This window comes from Prosthecobacter sp. (assembly GCF_044378005.1).
Classification (GTDB): Bacteria; Verrucomicrobiota; Verrucomicrobiia; order Verrucomicrobiales; family Verrucomicrobiaceae; genus Prosthecobacter.
This window is the reverse complement of sequence record NZ_JBILYB010000076.1, coordinates 17,289-29,199: the sequence shown is the minus strand read 5'-3', so window position 1 is coordinate 29,199 and position 11,911 is coordinate 17,289. Positions and strand designations below refer to the sequence as shown.

Below are 11,911 nucleotides of genomic sequence, written 5' to 3'. Positions count from 1 at the left end.
GGATGGCACGCGCATCTCCTTCCGCCCTGATCCCGAGTCCTTCTCCTCCAAGGTGAAGTACAATCTCGACTTCATCCGCGAGATGCTGCGCTACTACGCCTGGCTGAACCCAGGGCTCACGCTGAAGCTCAACGGCGAGTCTTTTAAATCCAAGGAAGGCCTGCGCGACCTGATCGCCGCGAAGCTCACCGAGTCGCCTCAGTATCCGGTGATCCATCTCGATGGCACGGATGTCGAGATCGCCTTCACGCATGGCACCGGTTACGGCGAAGAGTTCTACACCTTCGTCAACGGCCAGCACACCACCCAGGGCGGCACCCACCTCGCCGCCTTCCGTGAGGCCGTGGTGCAGGAGTGCCGCGAGTTTTACAAGAAGCAGTTCGAGCCCAGCGATGTCCGCACGGGCATCATTGCCGCCATCTCGGTGAAGGTGCAGGAGCCCGTCTTTGAGTCCCAGACCAAGACGAAGCTCGGCTCCACCCACATGGAACCGAACGGCCGCAACCTCCGCACCCACATCATCAACACGGTGGTGAAGGAGCTGGACAACTACCTGCACCAGCGCGCCGAAGTGGCGAAGTCCCTCCAGGACAAGATCCTGGCGAACGAGAAGGAGCGTAAAGAGATCAGCGGCATCCAGAAGGCCGCCCGTGAAAACGCCCGCAAGGCCAAGGTCCACAACAAGAAGCTGCGCGACTGCCGCATCCATCTCGACACGAAGGACAAGCGCCGCGAGGAGAGCACCATCTTCATCACCGAGGGTGACAGCGCCTCCGGCAGCATCACGAAGAGCCGCGATGTCGAAACGCAGGCCGTCTTCAGCCTGCGTGGCAAGCCTTTGAACTGCTTCGGCATGACGAAGAAGGTGGTCTATGAAAACGAGGAGTTCTACCTGCTGGCGAACGCGCTACAGATCGACGAGGACGTCGAGGACCTGCGCTTCAACAAGATCGTGCTGGCCACCGATGCGGATGTGGACGGCATGCACATCCGGCTGCTGATGATCACCTGGTTCCTGCAGTTCTTCCCCCAGCTCGCGCATGATCCGGGAGTGAATGAAGGTCATCTTTACATCCTGCAGACGCCGCTCTTCCGCGTGCGCAACAAGAAGGACACCTTCTACTGCTACAGCGACGAAGAACGCCAGCGCGCCATCCATCGCTGCGGCAAGAACGCCGAGATCACCCGCTTCAAAGGTCTTGGCGAAATCAGCCCGGACGAGTTTAAGCACTTCATCGGTCCGAACATGCGCCTGGAGCCGGTGATCAAGCCTCACTTCGCGAGCACGGTCGCTCAGCCGGAAGCGGAGGGTGAGGCTGAGGGTGCGGTGGCTGTGTCCAACCAGTTCACCTCCCGCTACAAGAACATGAAGGACTTCCTCAGTTACTACATGGGCAAGAACACCCCCGAGCGTCAGACCGACATCGTGGCAAACCTGCGCATCGAGAAGGAACTCGAGTTCAAGGAAGAACTCACCCTCCCCGAAGCCGCGTGACCCTCACTCAACGGCGGCTGAGCCGGTAAAAAAGCCAGCCGCCGATGCCGAGGAAGAGGACGTTCGGCAGCCACATGATCAGGTGTGGGTGGTAGCCGGGTTTGTCATTGAGCGTGTCCGCCAGAATGATGAAGGCAATGTAGGCGACCGCCGTCATCAGACTGAGGGCAAAGCCGGTGGAGGTTTCCCGCCGCTGCGCTGTGACGCCGAGCGGGATGCCGACGAGGGCAAAGGTGAAGCAGGCGAGGGAGAAGCTGTAGCGTTTGCTCAGTTCGGTGCGTGAAAGGGAGAAGTGCCGCGGCTCCATGACACGGCTCGTGACCGCATCCTTCCCCTCGGAAAGCTCCTGCCAAAGCTGGGCCGTGGTCTTCATGCTGGCGTTCACTTTGACGGACGCCTCCTTCAGGCGGGAGAGGGGGAAGGTCAGCGCGGTCTCGGCGGCCTTGAGGAACTCGATCTTGTCCACCTTCTTGTCTGCCGTGTGGGTGATGGATTCGATCTCGGCATCATAGAGATGCAGCGTGAAATCCATCACACCTTTCTGCGTTTCGAGCAGAGCACGCTTGGCACGGACGACGCGTTTGGCCAGAGTTCCCTCCAGCTCGATGATCTCCAGATCCTTCAGTTCACGATCTTTGCGCTCCCCGGTGTAGATGCGGAAACCGGGCACCTTTTCCAGCACGCGCCCCTCCTGGAAGAGCGACTCGGGATTCTCCAGAGCCACTTCATAAAAAAGCATCTTCATGCGGTTCTTCGCCGCCGGGGCGAGGTCGATGTTCACCCAGAAACACAGGCTTGCGAAAGCGATGGCGAGAACAAAGACAGAGGCGCAGATGCGCGGCATGGACCAGCCGGTCATGCGCATGGAAACGAGCTCATTGTCCGCCGAAAGCCTTCCGAAAATGAGCAGTATGCCGGTCAGGAAGGCCCAGGGGATGGTGAAGATGAGTGAAAACGGAATGATCAGAGCCAGAAACTCAGCGACCACGGAAAAGGGCAGCTTGGTGTCACCGAGCAGCTTCTCCATCTCCTTGAACAGGTTCCCCAGAACAAAAATGCCGCTCAGCAGCAGCACACCCATCAGCGTGGCTGAGAGGACTTGCTTGCCGAGGTAGCGGTCAAAGATGCGGAGGAACATGCGGGGGAGGAGACGTTTGCGGTGGCTGACGGTTGTTTACTTGGATGACGGTGGTTTGCGCAAGCCATCGTAAACAACCGTCAACGACTGTAAACAACCGTAAACTCAGGTCCGCTTCCATTCCGCCAGCACCTTGGGCAGCAAAATGTGCTCCTGTTCTTTAATGCGGGCATGAAGTTGCTGGACGTTGTCGCCGATGAGAATGGGCACTTTGGTCTGAGCCAGGATCTTGCCAGCATCAATCTCGGCATTGACGAGATGGACGGTGCAGCCGGTTTCGAGTTCGCCTTCATCCAGCACATCCTGCACGGCGGTGGCGCCTTTGTAGGCTGGCAGGAGGGAGGGGTGGACGTTGACGATCCGGTCAGCGAAGGCGCTGAGCACTGGCTCTTTCAAGATGTGCATGAAGCCGGTGAGCACGACGACATCCGTCCCGGCATCCTGAAGCAGTTGGAGCACCTTTTTCTGCGCTTCATCATCAAACCGGCGCGGATTATTCCCCGCATCCACATGATGCACGGGAAGTCCCTCGGCCCTGGCGAGTTTCATGAACCCGGAGTCTGCATGATCCGAGATGGCAGCCACGATCTGGGCATCCAGCACATGGTCATGGATGGCTCGAATGAGCGCTCGGAGATTCGAGCCTTCGCCTGAACCGAGTACGCCGAGACGCAGCGGCGGAGCCTGGTCTTCGGAGGCGGTCATGCGCTCGATGATCTTCGTGGTGGAGCGTCCAGGCACGAGGGAGAGGATCTGGATCTGCGTACCCGCCTTGTTCAATGCGGCGCGCTCTCCGGGATCAAGCGACTCAGGCGTGTAGTCTCCGCCCTTGGCGTAGATGTGCGGCTTGATGGCCTCGATCAGTCCTGTGGCGCGCTTGTCGCTGAAAACGACGACACCATCCACAGAGCGAAGCCCGGCGAGGACTTCGGCGCGGTCGCGCTCGCGGTTTACCGGACGCGAAGGGCCTTTAAGCTCACGCACGGAGGCGTCGGAGTTGAGACCGATGATGAGGGCATCTCCCAGCGCGCGCGATTGCTGGAGGTAGCGCACATGCCCGGTATGCAGCAGGTCGAAGCAGCCGTTGGTAAAGACGAGCTTCTTGCCCTGCTTCTCCAACGTGTCGCGCAGACGACGAGCGTCGGCGACGGTCATGGGGGCATAGACGGCGGGATCAGACATGAGCTTCTAGAACAAAGAACAGTCGCTTTGGCAAGTCGGCGTCGGAATTAACACACTGTGACGCCCTGCGCACGCATCTGGCGGAACCATTCGACATACTTCGGCACGCCCTGAGCGATGGTGGTGGTGGGCTTGAAATTCAGCAGGCGGTTGGCCTTGCTCACATCGGCAGAGGTCAGCGGCACATCGCCGGGCTGATCCGGGAGCTGGTTGATGATCGCTTTCTTGCCGACACCCGCCTCGATGGTGGCGATGAGGTCATTCAGCGTCACCGTCTGGGAGCCGCCGAGATTGAAGATGTCGCAGATCGGGCCGCTGCGGTAGTTCAGCGCACCGATGATGCCGTCCACGATGTCGTGGCAGAAGGTGTAATCCCGCGCCGTGGTGCCATCACCGTATTTATCGATCGGCTTCCCATCTTCGATTAGGCGGGTGAATTTCGAGATCGCCAGATCCGGCCTCTGACGCGGTCCATAGACGGTGAAGAAGCGCAGAGAGACCGTCTTGATGTCGTAGAGGTGGCTGTAGTTCGAGCACATCTGCTCCCCCGCCATCTTCGTCATCGCGTAGGGGCTGATGGTCTGCAAAATGGGATCTTCCTCGGCGAAAGGCACTTTTTTGTTCACGCCATAGACCGAAGAACTGCTGGCGAAGACGAAGTGCTTGCAACCCGTGCGGCGGGAGGCTTCCAGGAGGTTGAAGGTGCCCTTGATATTCGTGTCGATGTAGAGCTCCGGCTGCTCGATGGACGGGCGCACACCTGCACGAGCCGCGAGGTGGATGACGGCATCAAACTTGCCCGCATCGAAGAGCGCATCGACGAACGCCCGATCCGTCAGCTCCCCTTCCGCCACCGTCACCTGATCGCCCATGGCGGCTACATTCGCGCGCTTGATGGCCGGATTGTAATAGTCATTGAAGCTGTCCAGAATCGTCACCTTCCCAGCTCCGGTGGAGAGCAGGCGTTCGACTGTGTGGGAACCGATGAAACCGGCGCCGCCGGTGACGAGGATGTTCATGAGAGCAGATAAAAGGTGGCTGGAGAGCCGCTACGCTCCCGCAGGTGACGATTGATTGCAAGCCGGTCGCTGTCTGAGGCAGAATTTTCACCTCGCTGCCCATGAGCACATCATCCTGGAATTGTGCATTGTCATCCCCGCCAGACTCCGCTTGAATCCGATCCGTGCAGTCCCAGACGCCTGATCCTTCGATTCATCCCGCCGCTCGCCGCTACGACTGTCCGCAGTGCGGGGCACCGGTCGTCTTCCATTCGTCGATCAGCCTCTCCTCCGTTTGCGAGCACTGCCGCTCGCTCGTGGTTCGGAATGACTTCCAAGTCGCCACCTTTGGCCAGATGGCCGAGCTGCCGAATGATCTCTCGCCGCTGAAGATCGGCACGAAGGGCTACTGGAATGGGCGCGGCTTTGTCCTGCTCGGCAGGCTGAGGCTGCATTACGGCGATGGCTCGTGGAATGAATGGTATGCCGACTTCGGCCAGGGCACCTATGGATGGATCGCCGAGGTGATGGGCTACTACACGCTCAGCTTTCCTCAAACCGTCAGCCTTCATGGCATCGACGAACACACGTCCGCTGGGAAGATGATCAACATCCAGGGTGCCTCCTGGCGCATCATGGATGTCAAAGAAGCCCGATGCATCGCGGCGGAGGGCGAGTTGCCCATGATCGCACCTCCCGGCTGGTCACGCCTTGGCATGGACCTCACGGGATCAGGTGGACAGTTCGGCACCATCGAGATCGTGAATGGCGAGCGCGCCTTCTACTCCGGCGACTTCGCCCAGTTCGGCGATCTCAACTTCACGGATCTGCGCAAAGTGCCCGGCTGGGATGCCGATGCCGACATCACCCGCCGCCAGAGTTCTGCCATGGGCTGCCCGAGCTGCGGGGCACCGGTGAATCTCCGTGCCGAAGGCCAGACCATGTCCGCCGTCTGCGGTTCCTGTGCCAGCATCCTTGATGCCACCACGCCGCATCTGCAAGAGATCGGCAGAGTCGCCAAGACCACGCTTCAGATGAAGCTCGCCCTGCCCATCGGCTCACGCGGCATTCTCAAAGGAGAGATGTGGGAGGTCATCGGCTTCATGCGGCGGAAGGATAAGTGGTGCTCCTGGGAGGAATTTCTCCTCTTCAATCCCTGGCTTGGCTTCCGCTTCCTCGTCAGCTTTCGTGGCCACTGGTCCCTCGTTCAAATCCTGCCGGGTCACTACACGAACACCGTCTGGAATGGAGAGACCTTCAAGCTCTTCGCTCGGGAAGAAGTCACCACCACGGATGTCCTGGGCGAGTTCTACTGGCGCGTCAAAAACGGCGAGCGAGCCACCGTCAGTGACCACATCGCTCCGCCGCTCGTGCTTTCCTGCGAGATCATGCCCGGCTTGAATGAAGTCACCTGGTCCGGCGGCGAATACATCGACTATCTCGAAGTTCAGCAGGCCTTCCTCCGCGATGGCAGCAAGCTGTCACCGCCTGCGGGTCCGTATCTCAATGAACCCAACCCGCATCAGCAAAAGTGGCGCGAGGTGCGCGGCACCTTCTTCCTCATGCTCCTCGGCTACTGCATCCTCCAGTTCCTTTTCATGGGCTGGGGCGTGGAGAAAAACATCGGGCAGGTCCACACCAGCTACGATGCCACTCAGGCCGGGCAAATGATCACCACTGCGCCCTTCAAAGTCACCGGGCATCGTGCTCCACTGCACATCAGTGCTGCCTCCGTGCTGGCACAGGACACCTACCTCGGACTCAAAGGCAAACTCATCGACGTCAAGACGCAAACCAGCCAGCCAGTCGCCTTCCCGCTGACGAACTACAGCACCGCACCCGGCGGCCATGTGCAAAAGGTGACCCTCACCGGCATCCCGGCTGGAGAGTATTACCTCGCGCTCACTCCTGACGCATCCACCACGCTGCCCTCCGCCAGAATCACCTTCACCATGCAGCATGGCGGACTCTTTTGGTCAAACTTCTGGCTCGGCCTCGCGGGCATCGCCCTCTGGCCCGTCTGGACCCTGCTCCGCAGCGGCAGCTTTGAAAAACGCCGCTGGATGGAGAGCGACTTCAACCCCTACGCCGCGAGCGACGACGATTGAACCACCGAGAACAGCGAACCGAGAACGCGAAACCATGAAACACCCCATCTACACCGTCGTCACCCTGCTCTCCTGCGCCTACCTCGTCATGGCAAACATGAGCGGCTGGGCACTCTTCCAAAGCAGCGCCAACCGCAGCAACCTCAGCAGCACCAGCTACCGCTACCGCCCCAGCTTCTCCTCCAGCAGCGGAGGAGGCGGTTGGTCCTTCGGCGGTGGCCACAAATAATCTCAAACCACAAACAAACATCACCATGGACCTCGCCATCCTCCTCAACTCTGTCGTCTATGCCCTTCTCGGCATCGTCATCTTCGTCGCCGGTTTCATCATCGTGGACAAGCTCACGCCCTACGATCTCTGGAAGCAGCTCGTCGAAGAGAAGAACGTCGCCCTCGCCATTGTCGTCGGTGCAGCCGCCCTCGGCATCTGCCAGATCATCGCCGCCGCGATTCATTGAGTAGAGCCCCCGCTCTCCACCTATTAAAGTCCGGGCTTCGTCATTCGGATTTCGTCATTCTATGGTTCGTCCCTGGCTCCTCCTTCTCTCCGTCTTCGCCATCGCCACCTGTGGGCTGGTGTATGAGTTGATCGCTGGTACGCTGGCCTCCTATTTGTTGGGCGATAGCGTCACGCAGTTCTCCACCATCATCGGCGTGTATCTCTTCGCCATGGGCGTCGGCTCCTGGCTCTCACGCTTCGTCACCGGGAACCTCATCCGCACCTTCATCCGGGTCGAGTTCCTCATCGCCTTCCTTGGCGGCACCTCCGCCGCGCTGCTGTTTCTGCTCTTCGGCTGGAGCATCAGCTTCCGCATCCCGCTCTACAGCCTCGTCTTCCTTATCGGCTGCTTCGTGGGCCTGGAGATCCCGCTGCTGCTGCGCATCATGGAGGGCCGCTTCGCCTTTAAAGACCTCGTTTCGAACGTCTTCAGCTTCGACTACATCGGCGCGCTGCTCGCCTCCCTACTCTTCCCGCTCGTGCTCGTGCCGCATCTCGGTCTCGTGCGCAGCGCCTTCCTCTTTGGCCTCATCAATGCCAGCGTCGGCCTGCTCGCCCTGCATCTCCTGCGCAGCGAACTGCCTCGTGCTCGCAATCTCTGTCTCACCGGCCTCAGCGTCACCGGCTTCCTCCTCTTCGGCCTGCTGCGTGGGGATGAAATCACGCGCTGGGGCGAGCTCGCCGCCTTCTCGGACCCCGTCATCTATGCGGAGTCAACGCCCTACCAGCGCATCGTCCTCACCAAACAAAAAGACGACCTCCGCCTCTACCTGAACAGCAATCTCCAGTTCAGCAGCCGCGACGAATATCGCTACCACGAAGCCCTCGTGCATCCCGGACTCTCACGATTGCCGCAGGCAAAGAGCGTCCTCATTCTCGGCGGTGGCGATGGACTCGCCGCCCGCGAAGTCCTCCGCTACCCGCGCATCGAAAGCATCACGCTCTGTGATCTCGATCCCGCCATGACGCGCCTCTTTGCCAGCTCCCCCATGCTCACCGCACAGAACGCCGGAGCCCTCAGCAGCCCACGACTCCGCATCGAGAACGCCGACGCCTTCGCCTACCTCAGCGAGCCACGCGGCCCCTTCGACTTCGTCATCATCGACTTCCCCGATCCTTCCAACTTCTCCCTCGGCAAGCTCTACACCACCACCTTCTACCAGCGCCTGCTGAAATGCATGACCGCCGATGCCGCGCTCGTCGTGCAGAGCACCTCACCTTATGTCGCGCGCCAGTCCTTCTGGTGTGTCGATGCCACCCTGCGGGCCTGCAACCTCGTCACCGAGCCCTACCACGCCATCGTGCCCAGCTTTGGTGAATGGGGTTTTGTTTTGGCAAGCCGCCAGCTGCTCACCGGCCCCGCCACCTTGCCGCCCAGCCTCCGCTTTGTGAACGAAGAAGTCCTCGCCCAACTCCCGCAGTTCCCGCCCGACATGTCCCGCGTGGAAACCGAGGTCAACCGCCTCAACAACCAAGCCCTCGTCCGCTACTTCGAGGAAGAGTGGGCAAAGTGACGCATGAACCGCCGCCGCTTTCTTGCTGCATCCGCTGCTGCTCCGGCACTGATCACCGGCTCATGCACGCGTGAGCAGACGATCCCTGGCAGCGTCCTCGGTGGAGGTCATGCCATCGGGCATCGACTGCGGGAGATGGGGGGTATTCCGAAGCCGACTCGCACGGTGAAGGCGGATGTCATCATCGCGGGCGGAGGCATTTCAGGATTGGCGGCTGCGAGGAAGTTGAAGCAGCTCGGCATCGAAAAGGTGATCGTGCTGGAACTCGAAGCGAAGGAGGGCGGCACGTCGGGTTATGGATCGAACTCGGTCAACGCCTACCCCTGGGGGGCACACTATGTGCCGCTGCCGGGGAAGGATTGCCGTGAGGTGCTGGCGTTCTTCGAGGAGATCCAGCTCATCACCGGACACGATGCTGCGGGCCGCCCCATCTATGATGAATCTGCCCTCTGCCATGATCCCCAGGAGCGCATTTTTATGCACGGGGAATGGCACGAAGGCATCGCGCCGACGGCGGGCTTGAGTCAAAGCGATCAGGAGCAGTTCAAGGCCTTCGCGGCTGAGATCGAGCGCTGGCGGGCTCGACATGCCTTCACGCTGCCGGTGGATCGAAGCCCACGTGATCCCGAGGCGCTGGCGCTCGATACGATCACCATGGCGGAGTGGCTCGGGAAGCATGGCTTCACCGCCGAGGCGTTGCTCTGGCAGGTGGACTACTCCTGCCGCGATGACTTCGGCGGCAGCATCCATGAGGTCTCCGCTTGGGCGGGTCTGCACTACTTCGCCAGCCGCACAGGAGAGGCTGCGAATGCTGAACATGAGACCGTACTGACCTGGCCGGAAGGCAATGGCTGGCTGGTGAAACAACTGCGCCTTGGTTTGCCGGACATCCACCCGAATCATCTCGTCACCCGCATCGAGGCCGTGCCCGGCGGGGTCGAGGTGGATGCGCTTGATGCCTCCGATGGCAGCGTTACCCGCTTCACCGCGAAAGCCTGCATCTGCGCCCTGCCGCGTTTCATTGCGCAGCGGATCATTCCGGGACTCAGCCCGATCACGAGTCTGGAATACTCGCCCTGGGTGGTGGCGAATCTGACGCTGCATGAGCTGCCGCCCAGCCCTGGCGTGCATCCGGCCTGGGACAATGTGGTCTATGGCGGCGACTCGCTCGGTTATGTGAATGCGGGGCATCAAAGCCTCTCCTCGCGGCCCATCGAGACCGTGATCACGCACTACGAGACCTTGTGCGGTCAGCCTCCGGCAAAGCTGCGCGAGTGGATGCTCACGCAGACGCATGAGCAGTGGACCGAACGTGTGTTCAGTGCCCTCGCCGCACCGCATCCCGATCTGCGCGAGCAGGTGCAGCGCGTCGATGTCTGGCTCTGGGGCCATGGTATGATCCGTCCGCGTCCTGGATTCCTTTGGGGAAAAGAGCGGGCGCTCATGCAGCAGCATCGCGCGCCCATCTACTTTGCCCACAGTGACATGAGCGGCATGGCGCTCTTTGAGGAAGCCTACACACGAGGAGTGCTGGCGGCTGATGCGGTGAAGGCTGCGCTTTAATCAGGCCGCGATGCGATCTGCTTCACGAGCCAGCGCCACATCCAGTTCCGTCAAACCACCGGCGCTGTGCGTGGAGACACGCATCGTCACTTTCCGCCAGCCCACGAGCAGGTCAGGATGATGATTCATCGCTTCTGCGGCATGACCGAGACGACTCACAAAGTCGATCCCCACGAGATAAGAGGTGAAGCGGAAGGTCTTCACCAGTTCATTCCCTTCGACACTCCAGCCCTCCAGCGTGGTGAGTGCTGCGACGATCTCTTCTTCTGTCAGCAAGGTGCGTTTCATGGCAGGCGGAATCCGTGTTCATCGGCGAGATGCAGGCACTCCGCCACCGGACGCAGGCCCTCCGAAGGCGTGGGATGAGTCAGACAAGCCGCCGCCGTACAGACCGCGAGCGTCAGGCAATCGGCGATGGACCAGCCTTCGTGGATGCCGTGCAGGTAGCCTGCGGCAAAAGCATCTCCTGCGCCCGTGGCACCGACGATGAACCCCTGAGGCAGGTTCAGCGATGCCTGGATGCTCACATGCCCTTCGCTGTCCGCCACCACGGCTCCGGCTTCAAAATGAATGACCACCTGCTTGCGCACGCCCTTTGCCAGCAGAGCACGGGCGGCATCGGAGACAGCGGCGATGCTCACCGGCACGGTTTTGAGATTCATCCCCACGATCTTCCCTGCCTCCACCTCATTGATAATGAGGTAATCTGTGTGCGGCAGCGCTGCTTCGGCGACTTCGCGGAAGTTCGGGTTCTCTGTGCTGACGATATCCACCGTGGTGATCAGTCCCGCCGCGCGTGCCTTGGCCAAAACGCGTGCTGCAGGCGTGCTGCCATCCGGCAGGAGTCGATCCATTTCATCCAGGAGCATCAGATAACCGAGATGAAACACCCGTGCCGAAGAGCGGGAGAAGTCGAAGTCCCCTTCCCCGAGCAGCGCATTGGCCCCACGCTGATGGAAGAAGGTACGCCGTCCGGTGGAGATCACCGTCATCGCATCCGTGTAGGAAGTTGGCGCGCGGTCTGTCTGGCGGAGTTGAGCCGTCGTGATGCCAGCCTTCTGGCAGTCCCGCATGATCCAGTCCCCATTGGCATCCTTGCCGACGAGTCCAGCAGCAGAGAGCGGGTAACCCACCCGCATGGCCGCCAGATCCTTCAGCACATTGTAAGGGCCGCCGCCATTGCTGGAGGTCTCGCTGCGGATGTCCGCCAGCATGTCCTGCTCCGGGTAGCTGTTGATGAGCTTGACGTAGTCGATGATGTAATTGCCGCCTGCCAGGATACCGTTGCGCATGATTGGAAAAGTGAGTTCAACGCATACTGAAGAGGAGATCGAGCGTCGAGGAGGAAATACATCGTTGTCACGAAGGGCCTGCGGGAGAGGAGTCCACTGACGGAGCCACAAGGCCCCCAATC

The 11,911-nt window shown here is 60.6% G+C and carries 11 protein-coding genes; 6 read left to right on the top strand and 5 right to left on the bottom strand.

Annotated features, from left to right (window positions below):
* Positions 1–1,495: toprim domain-containing protein (locus tag AC6FTP_RS15225; protein WP_497207771.1), on the top strand; the 1,495-nt coding region annotated here is incomplete at its 5' end.
* Between the two features lie 7 nt (positions 1,496–1,502).
* Here AC6FTP_RS15225 and AC6FTP_RS15220 read toward each other — a convergent pair.
* The 3 genes from AC6FTP_RS15220 to AC6FTP_RS15210 form a co-directional block, all read right to left on the bottom strand.
* The gene (locus AC6FTP_RS15220; protein ID WP_497207770.1) at positions 1,503–2,633 is read right to left on the bottom strand and encodes an LptF/LptG family permease; all 1,131 of its coding nucleotides are present in this window, start codon (positions 2,631–2,633) and stop codon (positions 1,503–1,505) included.
* Between the two features lie 105 nt (positions 2,634–2,738).
* Positions 2,739–3,815 (bottom strand): D-glycero-beta-D-manno-heptose 1-phosphate adenylyltransferase, encoded by a 1,077-nt coding sequence (rfaE2, locus tag AC6FTP_RS15215; protein WP_497207769.1) that lies wholly within the window; start codon positions 3,813–3,815, stop codon positions 2,739–2,741.
* 47 nt (positions 3,816–3,862) lie between these two features.
* Complete coding sequence (locus tag AC6FTP_RS15210; protein WP_497207768.1) at positions 3,863–4,834, bottom strand: SDR family NAD(P)-dependent oxidoreductase; 972 nt, start codon at positions 4,832–4,834, stop codon at positions 3,863–3,865.
* A 164-nt stretch (positions 4,835–4,998) separates the two neighbouring features.
* Here AC6FTP_RS15210 and AC6FTP_RS15205 point away from each other — a divergent pair, with 164 nt between their 5' ends.
* The 5 genes from AC6FTP_RS15205 to AC6FTP_RS15185 all read left to right on the top strand — a co-directional run bounded on the left by AC6FTP_RS15205 (position 4,999) and on the right by AC6FTP_RS15185 (position 10,497).
* On the top strand, positions 4,999–6,921 hold the full coding sequence (locus AC6FTP_RS15205; RefSeq protein ID WP_497207767.1) for a DUF4178 domain-containing protein: 1,923 nt from the start codon (positions 4,999–5,001) through the stop codon (positions 6,919–6,921).
* Positions 6,922–6,955: 34 nt separating this feature from the next.
* Positions 6,956–7,150, top strand: a complete 195-nt coding sequence (locus tag AC6FTP_RS15200) for a hypothetical protein (protein ID WP_497207766.1) — start codon at positions 6,956–6,958, stop codon at positions 7,148–7,150.
* A gap of 25 nt (positions 7,151–7,175) precedes the next feature.
* Positions 7,176–7,379 carry a DUF350 domain-containing protein gene (locus tag AC6FTP_RS15195; RefSeq protein ID WP_497207765.1) on the top strand — a complete coding sequence of 68 codons (204 nt, stop codon included), beginning with the start codon at positions 7,176–7,178 and terminating at the stop codon, positions 7,377–7,379.
* 61 nt (positions 7,380–7,440) lie between these two features.
* A complete protein-coding gene (locus AC6FTP_RS15190; RefSeq protein WP_497207764.1) occupies positions 7,441–8,934 on the top strand; it encodes a polyamine aminopropyltransferase in 1,494 nt (497 codons plus the stop codon).
* Between the two features lie 3 nt (positions 8,935–8,937).
* Positions 8,938–10,497, top strand: a complete 1,560-nt coding sequence (locus AC6FTP_RS15185; protein WP_497207763.1) for an FAD-dependent oxidoreductase — start codon at positions 8,938–8,940, stop codon at positions 10,495–10,497.
* Here the strand turns inward: AC6FTP_RS15185 and AC6FTP_RS15180 are convergent, their stop codons facing one another.
* Both AC6FTP_RS15180 and AC6FTP_RS15175 read right to left on the bottom strand, forming a co-directional pair.
* Positions 10,498–10,785 (bottom strand): 4a-hydroxytetrahydrobiopterin dehydratase, encoded by a 288-nt coding sequence (locus AC6FTP_RS15180; protein ID WP_497207762.1) that lies wholly within the window; start codon positions 10,783–10,785, stop codon positions 10,498–10,500. It abuts the gene before it with no gap.
* The gene (locus AC6FTP_RS15175) at positions 10,782–11,789 is read right to left on the bottom strand and encodes a carbohydrate kinase family protein (protein ID WP_497207761.1); all 1,008 of its coding nucleotides are present in this window, start codon (positions 11,787–11,789) and stop codon (positions 10,782–10,784) included. The genes AC6FTP_RS15180 and AC6FTP_RS15175 overlap by 4 nt, the downstream gene beginning before the upstream one ends.
* Positions 11,790–11,911 lie beyond the last annotated feature (122 nt).

Excerpts from the sequence above, each read along its gene's own strand:
- AC6FTP_RS15220 (WP_497207770.1), bottom strand. The coding sequence starts at position 2,633 with ATGTTCCTCCGCATCTTTGACCGCTACCTCGGCAAGCAAGTCCTCTCA.
- AC6FTP_RS15175 (WP_497207761.1), bottom strand. The coding sequence starts at position 11,789 with ATGCGCAACGGTATCCTGGCAGGCGGCAATTACATCATCGACTACGTC.
- AC6FTP_RS15195 (WP_497207765.1), top strand. The coding sequence starts at position 7,176 with ATGGACCTCGCCATCCTCCTCAACTCTGTCGTCTATGCCCTTCTCGGC.
- AC6FTP_RS15210 (WP_497207768.1), bottom strand. The coding sequence starts at position 4,834 with ATGAACATCCTCGTCACCGGCGGCGCCGGTTTCATCGGTTCCCACACA.
- AC6FTP_RS15185 (WP_497207763.1), top strand. The coding sequence starts at position 8,938 with ATGAACCGCCGCCGCTTTCTTGCTGCATCCGCTGCTGCTCCGGCACTG.
- AC6FTP_RS15190 (WP_497207764.1), top strand. The coding sequence starts at position 7,441 with ATGGTTCGTCCCTGGCTCCTCCTTCTCTCCGTCTTCGCCATCGCCACC.
- AC6FTP_RS15180 (WP_497207762.1), bottom strand. The coding sequence starts at position 10,785 with ATGAAACGCACCTTGCTGACAGAAGAAGAGATCGTCGCAGCACTCACC.
- AC6FTP_RS15200 (WP_497207766.1), top strand. The coding sequence starts at position 6,956 with ATGAAACACCCCATCTACACCGTCGTCACCCTGCTCTCCTGCGCCTAC.
- rfaE2 (WP_497207769.1), bottom strand. The coding sequence starts at position 3,815 with ATGTCTGATCCCGCCGTCTATGCCCCCATGACCGTCGCCGACGCTCGT.